Annotated in this window: 16 protein-coding genes; 10 read left to right on the top strand and 6 right to left on the bottom strand. The window is 62.7% G+C overall.

What is annotated here, in order from left to right; translation table 11 throughout:
* Nucleotides 1–39 precede the first annotated feature (39 nt).
* The 6 genes from NGJ21_RS19780 to NGJ21_RS19755 all read left to right on the top strand — a co-directional run bounded on the left by NGJ21_RS19780 (nt 40) and on the right by NGJ21_RS19755 (nt 6,639).
* Nucleotides 40–282, top strand: a complete 243-nt coding sequence (locus tag NGJ21_RS19780; protein ID WP_119687183.1) for a hypothetical protein — start codon at nt 40–42, stop codon at nt 280–282.
* A 499-nt stretch (nt 283–781) separates the two neighbouring features.
* Nucleotides 782–2,323 (top strand): ABC transporter ATP-binding protein, encoded by a 1,542-nt coding sequence (locus NGJ21_RS19775; RefSeq protein ID WP_115275524.1) that lies wholly within the window; start codon nt 782–784, stop codon nt 2,321–2,323.
* 12 nt (nt 2,324–2,335) lie between these two features.
* On the top strand, nt 2,336–3,436 hold the full coding sequence (locus tag NGJ21_RS19770) for an ABC transporter permease (protein WP_115274559.1): 1,101 nt from the start codon (nt 2,336–2,338) through the stop codon (nt 3,434–3,436).
* 58 nt (nt 3,437–3,494) lie between these two features.
* Entirely contained in the window at nt 3,495–4,421 is a 927-nt protein-coding gene (locus NGJ21_RS19765) for an ABC transporter permease (RefSeq protein ID WP_115274558.1), read from the top strand.
* Nucleotides 4,422–4,509: 88 nt separating this feature from the next.
* The gene (locus tag NGJ21_RS19760; protein ID WP_046785854.1) at nt 4,510–5,619 is read left to right on the top strand and encodes a BMP family ABC transporter substrate-binding protein; all 1,110 of its coding nucleotides are present in this window, start codon (nt 4,510–4,512) and stop codon (nt 5,617–5,619) included.
* 57 nt (nt 5,620–5,676) lie between these two features.
* Nucleotides 5,677–6,639 (top strand): 2-oxoglutarate and iron-dependent oxygenase domain-containing protein, encoded by a 963-nt coding sequence (locus tag NGJ21_RS19755; RefSeq protein ID WP_115274557.1) that lies wholly within the window; start codon nt 5,677–5,679, stop codon nt 6,637–6,639.
* Between the two features lie 11 nt (nt 6,640–6,650).
* On the opposite strand, the gene NGJ21_RS19750 is transcribed toward NGJ21_RS19755, so the two are convergent.
* Both NGJ21_RS19750 and NGJ21_RS19745 read right to left on the bottom strand, forming a co-directional pair.
* Nucleotides 6,651–7,835: a M20 aminoacylase family protein gene (locus tag NGJ21_RS19750; protein ID WP_115274556.1), complete on the bottom strand. Its 1,185-nt coding sequence runs from the start codon at nt 7,833–7,835 to the stop codon at nt 6,651–6,653.
* A gap of 1 nt (nt 7,836) precedes the next feature.
* Entirely contained in the window at nt 7,837–9,138 is a 1,302-nt protein-coding gene (locus NGJ21_RS19745) for an MFS transporter (RefSeq protein ID WP_046785851.1), read from the bottom strand.
* Between the two features lie 378 nt (nt 9,139–9,516).
* On the opposite strand from NGJ21_RS19745, the gene NGJ21_RS19740 reads away from it, so the two are divergent.
* The gene (locus NGJ21_RS19740; protein ID WP_251962546.1) at nt 9,517–10,656 is read left to right on the top strand and encodes a porin; all 1,140 of its coding nucleotides are present in this window, start codon (nt 9,517–9,519) and stop codon (nt 10,654–10,656) included.
* Here NGJ21_RS19740 and NGJ21_RS19735 read toward each other — a convergent pair.
* The 3 genes from NGJ21_RS19735 to NGJ21_RS19725 form a co-directional block, all read right to left on the bottom strand.
* A complete protein-coding gene (locus NGJ21_RS19735; protein WP_012314847.1) occupies nt 10,633–11,571 on the bottom strand; it encodes a LysR family transcriptional regulator in 939 nt (312 codons plus the stop codon). The two genes, NGJ21_RS19740 and NGJ21_RS19735, sit on opposite strands and share 24 nt — an antisense overlap.
* A gap of 137 nt (nt 11,572–11,708) precedes the next feature.
* Nucleotides 11,709–13,235, bottom strand: coding sequence for a cryptochrome/photolyase family protein (locus NGJ21_RS19730; RefSeq protein ID WP_251962599.1), 1,527 nt, complete (start codon nt 13,233–13,235; stop codon nt 11,709–11,711).
* An 8-nt stretch (nt 13,236–13,243) separates the two neighbouring features.
* The gene (locus tag NGJ21_RS19725; protein WP_046785849.1) at nt 13,244–13,549 is read right to left on the bottom strand and encodes a DUF6482 family protein; all 306 of its coding nucleotides are present in this window, start codon (nt 13,547–13,549) and stop codon (nt 13,244–13,246) included.
* Nucleotides 13,550–13,845: 296 nt separating this feature from the next.
* Between NGJ21_RS19725 and NGJ21_RS19720 the strand changes: the two genes are divergently transcribed.
* The 3 genes from NGJ21_RS19720 (at nt 13,846) to NGJ21_RS19710 (ending at nt 17,023) form a co-directional block, all read left to right on the top strand.
* Nucleotides 13,846–14,196: a DUF2946 family protein gene (locus NGJ21_RS19720; protein WP_144415465.1), complete on the top strand. Its 351-nt coding sequence runs from the start codon at nt 13,846–13,848 to the stop codon at nt 14,194–14,196.
* Nucleotides 14,197–14,258: 62 nt separating this feature from the next.
* On the top strand, nt 14,259–16,412 hold the full coding sequence (locus tag NGJ21_RS19715) for a TonB-dependent receptor (RefSeq protein WP_119687190.1): 2,154 nt from the start codon (nt 14,259–14,261) through the stop codon (nt 16,410–16,412).
* Nucleotides 16,413–16,531: 119 nt separating this feature from the next.
* Complete coding sequence (locus tag NGJ21_RS19710) at nt 16,532–17,023, top strand: DUF1543 domain-containing protein (RefSeq protein ID WP_115274552.1); 492 nt, start codon at nt 16,532–16,534, stop codon at nt 17,021–17,023.
* Nucleotides 17,024–17,068: 45 nt separating this feature from the next.
* Here NGJ21_RS19710 and nikR read toward each other — a convergent pair whose 3' ends face one another.
* The gene (gene nikR, locus NGJ21_RS19705) at nt 17,069–17,485 is read right to left on the bottom strand and encodes a nickel-responsive transcriptional regulator NikR (RefSeq protein WP_251962545.1); all 417 of its coding nucleotides are present in this window, start codon (nt 17,483–17,485) and stop codon (nt 17,069–17,071) included.
* Nucleotides 17,486–17,554: the final 69 nt, after the last annotated feature.

The following is a 17,554-nucleotide window of genomic DNA, read 5'->3' as shown; positions in this document are numbered from 1 at the left end:
CAGCAGGTAGCAGGCGGCCCTGAAAATGGATACCAAAGCATGTTGAAGATAGTCCCCGATCCCCCGCACACCCTTCACTCCCTCGAAGACACGCTGATGATGGCTGCCGACTACGCGCTCTGCGCCGAGGTCGTTGCCCAACAGGCGATGTTGATGCAGCCCAAAGCACCCGTGTCCTTGATGATCATGACCTCGATGCACGAGCTTGATGCCCTGCGCAAATTGCTCGAGTCAGCTCTGGCACAAATACAGAAACCAGCCGACCCGCAGACGCTGCATTAGTCCTCATCATGATCTGCCTGGCCTGGCTCTTTCCCCGGCTAGCTTCCTCGCACAGCACCGCCCCTGAGGTTGTAGACGACCCTTAGGCGCCCGGTGAAACCTGTGGGAGCCGGGCTTGCCGGCGATAGGGCCAGCCCAGGCATCCAGAATTTCGGGGAGTTCAAACAATGACTGCCGTAGTGCGCATGCTGAAAACGTGAAACCAACCACGCCTAAGGGACCAGCACGGTACCTGTGGGCTTGCCCGCGAAGGGCCGCACTGCGCTCCAGCAGTGACGCCCGTGTCGTAGCCGGCCGAACATGGCGACCACGCTGAACACAGCGCCCCAACTTGGCACCTTGGCGCCCCAAAACCACACACGCCGCTGCCGCAACGTTCACCAAGCGTGCCCCGCTCTCGGCCTGCAGCCCCTCTAACACAAGCCCTTGAACAATAATCTGACCAATTGGCCATGTTTTTGCTGTGCAACTGCTCATCACCCTGACCCCGAGCAGTCCCATGTCCAGATCCCCCTCGCAACTGCGCCTTGAGCTGCGTGCCATTACCAAGCGATACCCGGGCACCTTGGCCAACGACCGCATCGACCTGCGCATCGCTGCCGGTGAAATCCACGCCCTGCTCGGCGAGAACGGCGCAGGCAAGAGCACCCTGATGAAGATCATCTACGGCGTCACCGCGCCGGATGCCGGCCAGGTGTTGTGGGAAGGCCAGCCCGTGCACGTGCGCGACCCCGCCCGTGCCCGCGCGCTGGGCATCGGCATGGTGTTCCAGCACTTTTCCCTGTTCGAAACCCTGAGCGTCGCGCAAAACATTGCCCTGGCCCTTGGCCGCGATGCCGGAACGCCAAAGCAGCTGGCACCACGCATCCGCGAAGTGTCCCAACGCTACGGCATGGGCCTGGAGCCGGAGCGCCTGGTGCACAGCCTGTCGATCGGTGAACGCCAGCGGGTGGAAATCGTGCGCTGCCTGATGCAGCCGATCAAGCTGCTGATCCTCGATGAGCCGACCTCGGTGCTTACCCCGCAAGAGGTCGACGAACTGTTCGTCACCTTGCGCGCACTCGCCGCAGAGGGCTGCAGCATCCTGTTCATCAGCCACAAGCTCAACGAAGTGCGTGCCCTGTGCCACGGTGCCACGGTGTTGCGCGGCGGACGGGTTTCCGGCGCTTGCAGCCCGGCGCAATGCAGCGATCTGCAGCTGGCGCGGATGATGGTCGGCGATGCCGAAGGGCTGGAGGCAAGCTACCCGAAAAGCGCCGGCGGCTTGCCACGTCTGCGGGTGGACGACCTGTCCTGGCTCAACAAGGACCCGTTCGGCACGTCCTTCGAACACCTGCGCCTGGAAGTGCGCAGCGGCGAGATCGTCGGCATCGCGGGGGTTGCCGGCAACGGCCAGGACGAGCTGCTGGCCCTGCTCAGTGGTGAAACACGCCTGCCCGCTGGCGAGCGCGAACGCATCACCCTCGACAACCGGCCGATGGCCCACCTGTACCCCGACGCCCGCCGCGCCCTGGGGGTGGCATTCGTACCGGCCGAGCGCCTTGGGCACGGCGCGGTCCCGGACATGAGCCTGGCCGACAACGCCCTGCTCACCGCTTTCCAGCACGGCCTGGTCAACCGCGGCCTGATCCGCTCGGGCAAGGTGCAGGCGCTGGCCGAGCAGATCATCCAGCGCTTCGCGGTCAAGGCCCCGGATGCCCGGGCCACGGCACGCAGCCTGTCCGGGGGCAACCTGCAGAAGTTCATCCTCGGCCGCGAAATCCTCCAGGCCCCCAAGCTGCTGGTCGCTGCCCACCCGACGTGGGGCGTGGATGTCGGCGCCGCCGCGGCGATTCACCGTGCGCTGATTGCCCTGCGCGACGCCGGTGCGGCAATCCTGGTGATCTCCGAAGACCTGGAAGAGCTGTTCCAGATCAGCGACCGCATCGGCGCGCTGTGCAGTGGCCGCCTGTCGCCGCTAAAGCCCACCGCACAGACCCATACCGTGGAGGTCGGCGGCTGGATGGCCGGCCAGTTCGATGCCCCGCAAGACGCCGCCTGACGAGAGCCATTCATGTTGCTATCCCTCGAACCCCGTACCCAGCAGTCCCGTGCCATGCTCGTGCTGTCACCCCTGCTTGCCGCCCTGCTGACCCTGCTCAGCGGGGCGATCCTGTTCAGCGCCCAGGGGCATGCCCCCTTGCAGACATTTCACACCTTGCTGATCGAACCCATCAGCGACCTCTACGGCCTCTCGGAACTGCTGCTCAAAGCCCTGCCAATCCTGCTCTGCGCCTTCGGCCTGGCGGTGGCCTACCAGGCGCGGATCTGGAATATCGGCGCCGAAGGGCAGTTGCTGATGGGCGCCCTGGCCGGCAGTGCCGTGGCGATCCACCTCATCGATTGGGAAACCCGCTGGGCACTGGCCTGGGTGTTACTCGCCGGCACGCTGGCCGGTGCGCTATGGGGGGCGCTCGCGGCCTGGCTGCGCACGCACTTCAATGCCAACGAAATCCTGACCACCATCATGCTCAATTACATCGCCTTGAACCTGCTGCTGTTCTTCGTCCACGGGCCACTCAAGGACCCCGAAGGGTTCAGCTTCCCGCAATCGGCGATGTTCGGCGATGCCAGCCGCCTGCCGGCGCTGTTCGAGGATGGCCGACTGCATGTCGGGCTGTACTTCGTGCTGATGGCCCTGGTGGCGGTGTGGGTGCTGCTGCACAAGAGCTTCCTCGGTTTTCAGATCAAAGTGCTCGGCCTGGACCGGCGCGCTGCCGGTTTCGTCGGCTTCCGTGAAAAGCGCCTGGTCTGGCTGGCGCTGCTGATCAGCGGCGGCCTGGCAGGCCTGGCCGGGGTCAGCGAAGTCAGTGGGCCGATCGGCCAATTGGTGCCGCAGGTTTCCCCAGGTTATGGCTATGCGGCGATCACCGTAGCGTTTCTCGGGCGCCTCAACCCGTTTGGCATTCTGGTCGCCGGGTTGTTGATGGCCCTGCTCTACCTCGGCGGCGAGAACGCGCAGATGAGCCTGAACCTGCCGCAATCGCTGACCGGGCTGTTCCAGGGAATGATGCTGTTCTACCTGCTGGCCTGCGACGTGCTGATCCTCTACCGGCTGCGCCTGAAGCTGAAAGGGCACCGCCGAGCGCCGTTGGCAAAAACCGCCAGTGCCTGAATTCCCATGACCCTTTCGTTTACCTGCCGTTCAACGCGTGCAGGCTGAGGCTTCGACTATGGATCTCGATCTGCTTGGCAACATTCTTTACGCCATGGTGCGCTGCGGTACCCCACTGCTACTGGTCGCCCTGGGCGAACTGGTGTGCGAAAAGAGCGGCGTACTCAACCTCGGCCAGGAAGGCATGATGCTTTTCGGTGCGGTGGTAGGGTTCATCGCCGCCTACGCCACCGGCAACCTCTGGCTGGGCGTCCTGATGGCGTGCCTGGCCGGCATGTTGCTGGCTTCACTGTTCGCCCTGGTAGCACTCGGTTGCCAGGCCAACCAGGTGGCGACCGGGCTGGCGCTGACCATCTTCGGTGTCGGCCTGTCTTCTTTCGTCGGCACCGCCTGGGTCGGCAAGCCCTTGAGCGGCTTCGAGCCGGTGGCCATACCACTGCTGGCGGACATTCCGGTCATCGGCCATATGCTGTTCAACCAGGATGTGCTGGTTTACCTGTCTTTCGGCCTGTTCGTGCTGATTGCCTGGACGCTGCTCAAAAGCCGCACCGGCCTGATCCTCCAGGCCGTCGGTGAAAACCCCGACGCCGCCAGCGCCATGGGCCTGCCCGTGCTGCGCGTGCGCACCTTGGCGGTGCTGTTCGGCGGCGCCATGGCCGGGCTGGCCGGGGCTTACCTGTCGCTGGCCTACACACCGATGTGGGCAGAAAACATGACCGCAGGTCGCGGCTGGATCGCCCTGGCGCTGGTGGTGTTCGCCAGCTGGCGAGTACTGCGTGTGCTGCTCGGCGCCTACCTGTTTGGCCTGGCGAGCATCCTGCACCTGGTGGCCCAGGGTATCGGCGTGAGCTTCCCTGCCAACCTGCTGGCCATGCTGCCGTATGTGGCCACGATCCTGGTGCTGGTGGTGCTGTCGCGCGATGCCATCAAAACCCGCCTGTATGCGCCGGTTTCACTGGGTCAGCCGTGGAAGACCGGGCGCTGAGGCCTCACGCCTGGCCCGCACCGTGCACCGCAATTCATGCCCCTCTGTTCTGTTTTCTTGCATTACCAACGCGCCCTACACAGCCAACATGAAGACCTACAGGAGCCACACCTTGAAGCCTCACAATAAAAGCAAATACCTGCTGCGCGCCCTGGCTGCCGCCATTGGCCTGAGCACCGCCCTGTCCGCCGCCGCCGCCGACCCGCTGAAAGTCGGCTTCGTCTATATCGGCCCGATCGGCGACCATGGCTGGACCTATCAGCATGAGCAGGGCCGCCAGGCCCTGATCAAGCAGTTCGGTGACAAGGTCGACAGCAGCTTCGTCGAGAACGTGCCAGAAGGCGCCGATGCCGAGCGGGTCATCCGCAACATGGCCAAGGGCGGCTACGACCTGGTGTTCGCCACCTCATTCGGCTACATGAACCCCACCGCCAAAGTCGCCAAGCAGTTCCCGAAGGTCACCTTCGAACATGCCACCGGCTACAAGCAGGACAAGAACCTTGGTACTTACCTGGCCACATCCTACGAAGGCCGTTACGTTGGCGGCTACCTGGCCGCGAAGATGACCAAGACCAAGAAGATCGGCTATGTCGCCTCCTTCCCGATTCCGGAAGTGCTGCGCGATATCAATGCCATCCAGCTGGCGCTGGACAAATACAACCCCGGCACCGAAATCAAGGTGGTGTGGGTCAACTCCTGGTTCGACCCGGGCAAAGAGGCCGATGCCGCCAACGCCCTGATCGACCAGGGCGTTGACGTGCTGTTCCAGCACACCGACAGCCCTGCACCGATCCAGACCGCCGAACGCCGCGGCATCTACGCCGTCGGCTACGCCTCGGACATGGCCCACTTCGGGCCCAAGGCGGTGCTGACCTCCATCGTCAACAATTGGGGGCCGCACTACATCAAGAGCACTCAGGCGGTCATGGACGGCACCTGGAAACCCCAGGACTACTGGGGCGGGCTTGCCGATGGCACCGTACAACTGCCCATCAGCGACCTGGTGCCGGCCGAGGTCAAAAGCGGCGCCGAACAGATCATCGCCAGTATCAAGGACGGCTCTTTCCACCCCTTCACCGGCCCGATCCTGGACCAGGCTGGCGCAGTCAAGATCCCCGCAGGTGCCGTGGCCAGCAATGCCGAACTGGCAGGCATGAACTACTACGTCAAAGGCATTACGGCGCAACTGCCCAAATAAACGCCGGGTGGGAGCGCCAGCCGCTCCCGCTTGCACCGCCATTTCACGGAGCCATTCATGAACACCCTGCCGATCATCGATATCAGCCCGCTCTACCAGCACGACCCCGCCGCACGCCTGGCTGTAGCCCGGCAGATCGACGCCGCCTGCCGGCAGTGGGGCTTCTACTACATCAAGGGGCACCCCATCCCGGCCACGCGCATTGGCGCACTGAAAGCGGCCGCCGAACAGTTCTTCGCCTGCCCGGCCGAAGAAAAGCTGCGCATCGACATCACCCAGAGCGAGCACCATCGCGGCTACGGCGCCATCGCCACCGAGCAGCTGGACCCGAGCCGGCCAAGCGACCTGAAGGAAACCTTCGACATGGGCTTTCACATGGCCCCGGATCATCCCGACGTGCTCGCGAAAAAGCCACTGCGCGGTCCCAACCGGCACCCCGCGATTGCCGGGTGGGAGGCGCTGCTGCAAACGCATTACCAGGACATGCACGCCTTGTCCCTGACTCTGCTGCGGGCGATGGCGCAGGCCTTGGGTATCGAGCACGACTTCTTCGACCAGCGCTTCGCCAACCCCATCAGCGTGTTTCGCATGATCCACTACCCGCCGCGCCAGGCCGCCAGCAGCACCGACCAGCAAGGCGCCGGCGCGCACACCGACTACGGATGCGTGACCTTGTTGTACCAGGACAGCACCGGCGGCCTGCAAGTGCAGAGCGTGGATGGCCAGTGGATCGATGCGCCACCGATCGAGGGCACCTATGTGGTCAACATCGGCGACATGATGGCGCGGTGGAGCAACGACAGGTACACCTCAACGCCCCACCGGGTGGTCAGCCCGCAGGGCGCGCACCGCTACTCGATGCCGTTCTTTGCCGAACCGCACCCGGACACGATGATCAGTTGCCTGCCCAACTGCTCCAGCCCCGACAACCCGCCCAAATACCCGCCGGTTTCGTGCAGTGCCTACATGCTGTCGCGCTTCGCCGAAACCTATGCCTATCGCCGTGAGCAGGCTACGTAGCCTGCGCCCCGTCAACTCAGATAATCCTCGACCCACTTCACCCAACAATCGGAGCCGATCTTCACCAGTGCATCGTTGAAGTCATAGTGCGGGTTATGTACCGAGCAACCGTGGAACTCACCTGTGCCGTTACCCAACATGAAGTAGCACCCCGGTCGCGCCTGGAGCATGTAGGCGAAGTCTTCAGTGCCCATCACCTTCTTGGGCATCCGCGCCAGCATCTGCCCCTCGGCAAACAAAGGGCGCAGGCTTTCACGCAGCTGTGCGCTTTGCGCATCGCTGTTGCTCAGCGCAGGCGCCAGCTGGGTAAAGTCCAGCGCGATCTCTACCCCAAAGCTCTCGGCATGCCCCTTGACCAGCGCCTCGATACGCTGGTTTATCTTCAACTGGGTTTCGGGCGTATCGGTGCGCACGCTGAGCAACATGCTCGCTTCATCAGGAATGATGTTGTAGACCGTGCCCGCCTGGATCATGCCGATACTGATGACCGCGTACTCTTCAACGCTCAGGTTGCGCGACTTGATGGTCTGGATGGCACTGATCAGGCTATTGAGGGCCGAGATGGGGTCCACCGCAAGCTCCGGCATGGCGCCATGCCCGCCTCTGCCGCAAATGCGAATGCTCACCCGCTGGGAAGACGCCATGGTCGGCCCGCTCTGCACCACGCAAGTGCCCACCGGCATGCCTGGCATGTTGTGCAGCGCGTACACCGAATCACACGGAAAACGCTCGAACAGACCGTCGTCGATCATGGCCTTGGCGCCGGCCAAACCTTCTTCGTCGGGCTGGAAGATCAGGTTCAAGGTACCGTTGAAGTTTCGCGTCGCAGCCAATCGCGAAGCCGCCGCCAGCAGTATCGCGGTATGCCCGTCATGGCCACAGGCATGCATGCGCCCGGGGATCTTGCTGGCGTGCTCGAAGGGGTTCTTCTCGCTCATGGGCAGAGCGTCCATGTCTGCCCGTAGCCCGATGCTGCGGGGGCTGTCGCCCACTTTAAGCACACCTACCAGGCCGTGCCCGCCCACATTACGGTGCACCTCATAGCCCCAGGCCTGCAGCTTTTCAGCCACCAGGGCAGCCGTGTCAGGCGTGTCGCCGCCGAGCTCTGGCGCCGCATGGATCTGGCGGCGGATCCTGATGAACGTGTCCAGCTCTTCAGCCGACTGCGGGGTTTGATTTCGCTCGAAGGTACCCATGTCACTCGCATCCTTTGTTTTCAGGGAAGTACTTGAGGCAGACCAGGCTTACCGCACCACCCACCAATAGGTAGTAGGCCGGTGCCAATGGCGTGCCCATTGCGGCAATCAGCCAGGTAGCGATCAGTGGCGAAAACCCGCCGAAAAGTGTCACCCCCAGGCTGTAGCTGACCGAGGTGCCAAAGGCACGCTGCGCCTTGGGGAAGCCTTCCATGATCAACGCGAAGTACGCTCCGGCGCCTATGCAAGTGGGCAGAATCAACGCCGCGACACACATCATTGCCAGGCCCATGTGCTCGACGTGCCCAAGCACGTAGAACACCGGCAGCGTCAACACCACGGGCGCGAGAATGGTCCAGACCAGCAGGCGTTTCCTGAGCTGGTATTTGTCGGCGAACTTGCCGGCCAGCGGGCATATGATCGCCATGCAGCCGCTGCTGATGCCGGCGATCGCCATGGCACTGCTTTGCGGGTAGTGCATGGCGGTGGTCAGGTAGGTGGGCATGTAAAACACGAACAGGTACATGCCGATGGTAGAACTGGCCATCAGGCCGATGCCCAGGCCGATGCGTTTGAGCAACTCCGGGTCCAGCGGCTGCCTGCCCTCCTGTGCCGCCGCGGCCTCGTGGGTTTCTGGTAGACGGTTGCGGATATACAAGCCTACCGGGCCGATCAACAGGCCGAAAATGAATGGAATGCGCCAGCCCCAGCTTTCGAGGCTGGCCGGGTCCAGCAACTGGCTCAGGCTGAACCCGAACCCCGCCCCGACCAGCGCGGCATAACCCTGGCTGGCCGCCTGCCAGCTCACGCTCTGGCATCGCTTGGAGGCAGTACTGGACTCCATCAGATAAACCGATGCGGTACCGACCTCGCCACCTGCCGACACCCCCTGAATCAGCCGACCGGCGACCAGCATGAACGTTGCAAAGATACCGACCTGCGAATACGTAGGCGCGAAGGCGATCAAGGCAGTGCCCAACGTCATCAGGCCGATCGTCAGGCTCAAGGCGGCTTTGCGGCCATGCCTGTCGGCGTAGCGGCCGATGATGATGCCCCCCACTGGCCGCATCAAAAAGCCCACACCAAAGGTTGCCAGCGACATCAGGAGCGAGGCCAGTGCCGACTCTGAAGGGAAGAAGTGCCGGCCGATCAGCACCGCGAAGAAGCTGTAGATGGTGAAGTCGTACATCTCCAGGGCGTTGCCCAGTGAGCACGCTATCAGGGTTCTGCGTGAGGACGATGCCTGCGCGTGATGCTTTGAGCCGGCCTCCAGGATCGTAGGTGCAGGTAGCGGTCTATTCATTGTTATCTCCGATGGCGAATCACGGCATGCAGTGACTATCAGCCAATCGCGCAGCCAACACACTTGCGGTTTTGGCAATGAACTAACCAATGGTTAATTGACCGGGCGCTGGCGTGGCCGCTTTGCCTTGGGATGGCGCACAGATGCCCTGGCATCGTCCTTGTGCCCCGATAGGGGTCATCGAAGTTGGCCACTCAGGGGGATGGAAACAAACATTGGTCACTGCCATGCAGCAGCTTTGCGGGCAACTTTTCCCGGTCCAGCGAGATCCCGCCCACCTAATTAACCAAAAGACATACGTTGGCCAAACAAGCAATCACGCTGCAACCTTCTGTTCATCGAATCTAGCGCGACCGCATCCCGTGCCTGGAGTCGTGAATGAATACTTGCATCACTCGCACTGTGTCGTTGCTGTTGATGAGCCAAGGGCTTTGTCTTGCCATGCAGGCACAGGCCGAGGGTTTCCCTACCCTCAACCGGCTAGCCTCCGGGTTCGGTTACTACGGGGTGGATCAGGGGTTCGATGACAAGCTGAAGATCTACGGTACCGTGGATGCATTCGCCAGCTACCACGACTCTCAGCACCACTCAGGTTTCCAAATGGCGGGCGGCGGCGCCTGGACCAACAAACTCGGGGTGTATGCCCGAAAGGCACTTGACCCCGATACGGTGCTGGAACTGGACGTCGAAGAAGGCTTCAATCTGAACGGCAAGGCCCTGGAAGGGACGTGGGACAACATCGGCACGCTGCGCCTGGCAACGCTCGCCCTGCGCTCGCGGAGCCTGGGCAGGCTTGAGTTCGGCAAAACCTACGGGGTGGGGACCCCGACCTACGCCGACCCGTTTCTGGCGGCATACGGCTCACCGTATACGTTTCTGTCCATACCTGCGGCCGGCAAAGGCGCCTACTATCTCGACCTGCGGCCCAAGCACACCCTGGCCTACACCAGCCCGAGCATGAACGGCTTCAGCCTGGCAACGGCCTTGAGCTTCGGCTTCGATGATGTCGCCAGCCAGGGGCGTACGGTGCGTGGTGGGGGTGCGAAGCTGCAGTACCGAAATAGCCGTGTGATGCTGCTGGGGTCTTACAACCTGTATTACAGCGACCCATGGGACGATGGTGGCAGCTCTCGCCAGACTGCCAACCACTACACAAGCCTGTCGGCGTTCTATGATTTCGGCCCGCTGGCCACCAGCCTGACCTGGCAACGCCAGGATGTAGACCAAGCGGGCACACCCACTACCACCGTGTACACCTTCGGCCTGATGGCCCCGGTGGGCAAGCTTGACGTGCTCAGGCTGGCGGTGGTCCAGCGGACGGTATCGGCCCGCCAAAAGGACGCGCTGGGGGCAGTGCTTGGCTACGACCATTTTTTCAACCCGCGCTGGGCCGCCTATGCGCGCCTGGGTGTTATCGCCAACCAAGGCGCGTCATCGGTGACCTACGCAGGCACTCCGGTTGATCAGGTGGGAGATGACCCAAGCAATATTTCACTAGGCATGTACTACCACTTCTGAAACGTCCCGCGGCAGCGTCTTGAGGACTCTTGCGCGCAAGCTGTGGAAGAGTTCCTGAGCGGGGGCCGTGAGGCTATCACGGTCGATGCAGACGAGATTGATTGGATAGTCTGGTACCAACTCCTGCACCGCCACTTGAATGAACTCCGGCCGGGTCGCGAAGGTGAAGGCATCGTTTACGGCCAGTTCACTGATGGTCATCAGCGACTCCGTGTTCTTTAGGAGCTTGAGGGCCATCATTATCGACGTGCACTCCACCGCGCTCTGCGGCACGCGCAGGCCGTTGACCTCGAACAACTGGTGAAACTGCGATGCCTGATCGGTCAGCTCGTCCAGGCTGATCCAGTTGGCGTATTGCAGCGAACGCAGTGACTGGGAAAACTTCTGCTGGTTGGACGCATGGCAGATCACCTTGCCCTTGATGCTGCCCACTGCCTCCCAATCCAGATTGAGACGGCTCAAGGGTTGCTGGGAGGTGATGGCAAAGTCCAGGCTACCGTCGCGCAGGCGTTGCAGGATCTGGCTGGGACGCAGATCGGTGATTGTGATTTTCACCCGCGGGTACTTGCGCCGAAACGCCAGGATGCTTTCATCCACCCCGTCAAGCATCGCCGTCAGCGAGGTGACGCCGATCGACACCGCCCCCAATGCGGCATCCTGAATGCTTGCCGCCTCGATCTGCAAACGGCGGATACTCTCCACCACCAGGTTGGCATGACGGATGATGCGCTTGCCCTCATCGGTCAACGCCATGCCCTTGTACGAACGCTGCAACAGGGTGAACCCCAACTCCCGCTCCAGTTCCTTGATCGAGCGGCTCAGGGCAGGTTGCGTGATGTGCAAGATTTTGGAGGCCTCGAGAATGCTTCCCCCCTGGTGAATGGCAACGAGCGCCTTGAGCTGATGAAGTTTCAAGCGTGAACACCTTATCGAGAGCGGCGGGTTTCAGGTTTGCGCCGAGCGGTTGGCCAAAGAGAATCACAAATGTGCATGATGGCTGCTTGGCGGTATCTGCAGATCAGGGAAAAGTGGTCGCTTATCGAACGGTTATTTCATAGGCTCTGGCCACTGTCGAGGCGGGCCAACAAGGCTTCGCCACGCGCCCACACGCCCTCGCGCCTGGCTACCGACATGCCGTCAAGGCTGCGATAGACCAATGCCAGGCGGGGGTTGCCAGCCAATAGGTGACGATGACGGATTATGAAGTGCCAGTACAGCGCGTTGAACGGGCAGGCATCCTCCTCGACCGCATGCTCGACCTTGTAGCTGCAAGCCTTGCAGTGGTCGGACATGCGCTGGATGTAACGGCCACTGGCGCAATACGGTTTGGACCCCAGGTAGCCGCCGTCAGCGTGCATCACCATGCCGAGCGTGTTGGGCAGTTCCACCCAGTCGAAGGCATCCATGTACACGGCCAGGTACCACTCGCATATCGCGCTGGGCACAATGCCGGCGAGCAGTGCGAAGTTGCCCGTGACCATCAGCCGCTGAATGTGGTGTGCATAGCCCAACTGCAGGGTCTGGCCGATGGCCTGCGCCATGCAGCGCATGCGGGTACGCCCGGTCCAGTAGAATTCCGGCAACGCACGGTCGTTGCCCAGGTAATTGAGCCCGGCATACTCAGGCATGCGTAGCCAATAGATGCCGCGCACATACTCGCGCCAGCCGATCAGTTGGCGGATGAAACCCTCAGCCGCGTTGAGCGGTATCCGCGCCTCACGCCAGGCATTGTCCACGTCTTCGCACAACCGCCGCACATCCAGCAGCCCGATGTTCAGGGCCGCACTGATACGCGCATGGAACAGGAACGGCTCGCCTTCGGCCATGGCGTCCTGGTAGTCGCCGAACGCGGCCAGGCAAAACTCGAGAAAATGTTCCCAGAGCTGCTGGGCCTGTTCATGGGTCACGGGATAGTCGAACCCTTCTACCGCCCCGTAATGGTCACTGAAGCATTCGCCGACCAGCGCCACGACCGCCGTGGTGATTTCGTCCTGGGCAAAGCGCGCCGGGAACGGTCCGCGCAGCCCCCGTGGCAAGGGTTTGCGGTTGTCACCATCCAGGTTCCAGGTGCCACCCACCGGGCTGCCATCGGGCTCCAGCAGAAGGCCGCAACGCTTGCGCATGCCGCGGTAAAAGTGCTCCATACGCAATTGGCGACGGTCTTTTGCCCAGCGTGCGAAAGCATCGCGCGAGCAAAGAAACCGTGTATCGCGATGCCATACCAGTGGTAAGCCGGCGTCATTCAAAGCCTGCTCCAGGCGCCATTCGCCACACTCGGTCAGGTGAATGTGCGTCGCACCCAGCGCCTGCTGCCACCGTCGCAGTTCACCAGCAATGCTGCCGCTGTTGCCGGTTGCGTTCAGTTCCACATACTCCACCCGCCAGCCGCGCTCACGCAGCGCCTGGGCGAAATGGCGCATGGCGCTGAAAATGAGCACGATCTTTTGCGGATGATGCGGCACGTAGCGCGCCTCGCCCTGCACTTCCGCCATCAGGATCACGTCGTGTGCAGGGTCCAGCGCGGCGAGGCTTGCCAGGTCGAACGACAGTTGATCCCCCAGCACCAGGCCCAAGCGCAATGCACGGTCTACCACTGGCTGGCCAGCGTCACCGGCACGCGCAGGGGCTCGACAGGGCCATTGCGCTGCCCGCACATCTCGTCATGCACCACTTGTTGCACCAGCATGCAGGGCACGGGCGGCAGATCGGCCAGCAGTTGTCGCAGTTCGGTGGTCGAGCGAAAGCGCACCGCCTGGCCGTTTGCATCGCTGAGCGTGAGCGGCCCGGCGTCAGTCAGCGCCCGCAGGATGTAAAAGCCGCCTTCCAGCGACAGCAGCTCAAGTTCTTTAACGTCACCGGCTGCTGCCAGCTCCGTCAGGTTGTGCAGATTCATGGCGTGTACTCCATAAGGCAGGCATCACCTGCGCTGGGGCATTTGCAAACGTTTAGGCTCGCTAAATCCTATACAAGAATAGCTTCTTGTACAGGTTTTGGGCTTTTATATATTTATCCTCCGTGCCCGAGCCGCGTTCAGCAGATGAAACGATGCAGCGTTCATCCAGTGCCCTTTGTGTGCACACACCTCTTTTCAGATACTGCAGAACCGTTAGAATCGCGTTCTCATCCCCTCACCCGTCCCCGAGCTACCCTTTGAACCTGGCCCGCCCCGAAAAAGCACTGGTTGCCTGGATGCTGTACTTCAGCATCCTGTTCGGCTCGTTGCTCTGCGCAATGGGGCATGGGCAGATGGCCGGGCTGCGCCTCAGCGGCCTGGACGACGCCGCTTGGTGCGCCGCCGACAGCAGCGGTGCATTCAAGGGTGACCAGGACATCACCGACCCGATGCCGCCCACCGGCGCCGACTGTGTGATCACCAGCCTGTTCTGCGCCAGCCTGCTTGCCGCCTTCTTCGGCCTGCTGGCCCTGCTCGCTGGCGAGTCGCGCACACCCTTGCCCAGGCAACCGCCGCCGCGCCTGCCCAAACACCGCTGGCCGTTAGTCAACCCCCGCGCCTCACCCGCCCCCCTTCCCGTGCTCTGACATCGCCACGCCGCGGCATCGCCTGCGGCGGGCGTTAATCTATTTCAGCCAGGAAGCCTTGCATGTTCCGCATGACCACTTTGGCGCTGCTCGTTGGCAGCGCAACCTGCGCGTGGGCGCAGGATCAAACCCTGACACTGCCTGCCAGCAACGTGACGGCCAGCGCCGACCAACCGAAACCGGCCACCGCCCTGAACCTTGATACCCCCATCGAAAGCGGCTCGCGCCTGAACCTCAGCGCCCGTGAAAACCCCGCTTCGGTCAGTGTGGCCGACCGCAAGACCATGGAGCGTATCGGCGCGCGCAACTTCCAGGACGCCGCCAACGCCCTGCCGGGGGTGAATGCGTCGGCGCCGCCCGGCTGGGGCGGTTATGTGGCGTACCGGGGTTTCAACGGTGCCCAGGTCAGCCAGCTGTTCAATGGCATCAACCTGCAGTACGGCGCAGCGGCACGCCCGGTCGGCGCCTGGATCTATGACCGCGTCGAACTGCTGGGTGGCCCGTCGTCGTTCCTCAACGGCAGTGGCGCCGTGGGCGGCAGCCTCAACGTGATCACCAAGTTGGCCAGCCGCGATGAGGACACCTTCGAAGGCCGGGTCAGCTATGGCCGCTACGACACCTGGGAAACCGCGGTAGGCTTCAACAAGGCGCTCAACAGTGGCGACGGCACACGCCACTATGCGCGGCTCGACTACAGCCGCACCCACACCAACGGCTATATCGACCGCCAAGAGAACGGTGCCGGCAACCTGGCCTTCTCGCTGCTCAGTGACATCAACGACCAGTGGTCGCACACCCTGGCACTTGAATACCTGGAAGAGAAAGAAGACAGCCCCTACTGGGGTACGCCGGTGTTGCAACCGCTGACAGGGACCTTGCACATCGACAAAGGCAACCGCTTCAACAACTACAACGTCGAAGACGGCCGCTACGAGCAGCGCACCCGCTGGCTGCGCTCGATCACCGACTACCGTTTCGACGACACCACCCAGTTGCGCAATACGTTCTACCACTACGACGGCCAGCGCGATTACCGCAACCTCGAGGTGTACCGCTACAACGCCGACAACAGCGCCATTGCCCGCTCCGGGGGCTACCGCCAACGTCACGACCAGGAGGTCAATGGCAACCGCCTGGAGCTGACCCACCAAGGCCAACTGTTCGGCCTGGCCAGCGACTGGGCATTTGGCGTTGACTACAACCGCAACCAGCAAACCAACTACCCACTGTCCAAAGGGGCCTTCGACACCGTCAATCCGAACGGTTTCGAACCCGATCACTTCCTCGACATCCCTGGCATGGACGCACCGCGCAGCAAAGGCCGCAGCACGACCACCGGCACCTCCTCGGGTTTCGTCGAGAACCGCACGCGCCTGACCGACCAGTTGTCGCTGATCACCGCCTTGCGCTACGACCACATCGACTTCGACGTTGTCGACCATGTCGCACGCTCGAAACTCGACCGGCGCTGGGACGCGGTCACTGGTCGCCTGGGCCTGGTCTACGACCTGACCCCGCACGTCAGCCTCTATACCCAGTACAGCACCTCGGCCGAACCACCAGGAGGCACGCTGACCAGTGCGTCGATCAGCCAGGTCGGTGACTTCGACCTGAGCACCGGCCGCCAGGTCGAGGTGGGCAGCAAGTTCGACTTCCTCGACGGCCGCGGCTCGGCCACCGCAGCGGCCTATCGCATCGTGCGCAAGAACATCTCGGTGCCCTCTTCGACCGTGCCCAACACCACCGAGCAGGCAGGCCAGCAGACCTCCACCGGTATCGAGCTGGCGGCGTCGTTCAAGGTCACGCCCAAGCTGCTGGCGGCCGGTAACTTCAGTTGGGTGAATGCCGAGTACGACGAGTTCAACGAGACCATTGGCGGTGTGGTGTATTCGCGCAAGGGCAAGAACCCGGTGAACATCCCCGACCGCGTGGCCAACCTCTGGCTGACCTACGACCTGGCGCCGGGCTGGCAAGTGGGTGCCGACGCCCGCTACGTGGCCTCGGTGTACGCCAATACCGCCAACACCGCCTGGGTGCCGTCCTACACCCTATACGGGCTGTCCATGACCCACGACCTGGACAAGCATGTGCAGCTCAGCGCACGGTTGCGCAACCTCACCGACGAGGTTTACGCCCGCTTCATCCACCAGAGCAACACCCAGTACTACCTGGGTGAGCCGCGCAGCCTGGAAGTCGCTGTGCAGTGGCGTTACTGATGGGCCTGGCGTCGCATGCGGCGCCAGAGCCGCCAGGTAAAGGCGCCTAAAGAGACGGTGGTCGACAGACGCCATAACCCGCAGAATACGGCGTCTTGCGCCACCTGAAGGAATTGCTCATGCTGTACGTAGTCATGCTCGGTGGCCGCCACCCACGGGCCAGTATCGAGGTACACGACGTGCTGTTCGCGCAGGCGGACTCACTGCAGCAGGCGTACCCGCAACTGCGCGAGGGCTGGTTCGGCAGCCGTGCCGGCCTGCACATCGACTCGTGGCTGGAGGTCGACGGTATCGATCGCTACCGTGTCGCGTTCAGCCAACTGGCGCCAGGGGCGGATGACCCGCGGCTGTTTTTCATCAACCTGGGCGGCTACGAGCCGCAGGTGTTTGGTGAGGCGCACCGCTACCTGCTGGTAGTGGCCAGGGACAAGGCCCAGGCCAAGCAACTGGGCAAGCAACGCATGCAGGCAGGCTGGCTCAAGCCGCATACCGATGCAGTGCTTGAGGTAGACGATTGCCTGCCAGTCGACCTGGTGGGCGGGCGTTATGTGCACTTGATCGAAGGTGCGCATGGCGGGCTGCGTCAATACAGCGACTATATCCTGCTCTGAGGCGCCGACTGCCTGTCATTGGCCCTGGGGCAACGATCCGGACCCTCAGCGCACCTTCGCATGCCCCGGCGCCGGCATCACCTGCACCTGGCCATGCTCCACCCCACGCTCGACCATCAATTGGCGAGACAACTCGCCAATACGGCCGCTTTCGCCCTGCAGCACCGAGACCTCCAGGCAGTGGCCGGCGTCCAGGTGCACGTGCAGGGTGGACCGGGTCAGATCGTGGTGGGCATGCAGGGTCTGGTGGAGCCGCCTGGGCAGTTCGCGGGTGCTGTGGTCATACAGGTAGCTGACCACGGCCACGCAGGCGGCATCGTCCGGCAATGCTTCAGACTCGCGCATGCCCGCACGCAACAGGTCGCGAATGGCCTCCGAACGGCCCTGGTAGCCTTGGCTCGCCACCCGCCGATCGATGACGTCGAGCAGCTCTTCATCCAGCGTGATGGTGATTCGTTGCATTCTGTAACTTCCGGTAAGATGATTTCACGTAGACATCATACCCACCGCGCTTTAGCCTACGGCCTCCGT

It is taken from the genome of Pseudomonas sp. Marseille-Q5299, from assembly GCF_943737035.1.
In the GTDB taxonomy this organism is placed as follows: domain Bacteria; phylum Pseudomonadota; class Gammaproteobacteria; order Pseudomonadales; family Pseudomonadaceae; genus Aquipseudomonas; species Aquipseudomonas putida_E.
The sequence above is the reverse complement of the archived record's forward strand: the minus strand, read 5'-3'. Positions and strand labels throughout refer to the sequence as shown.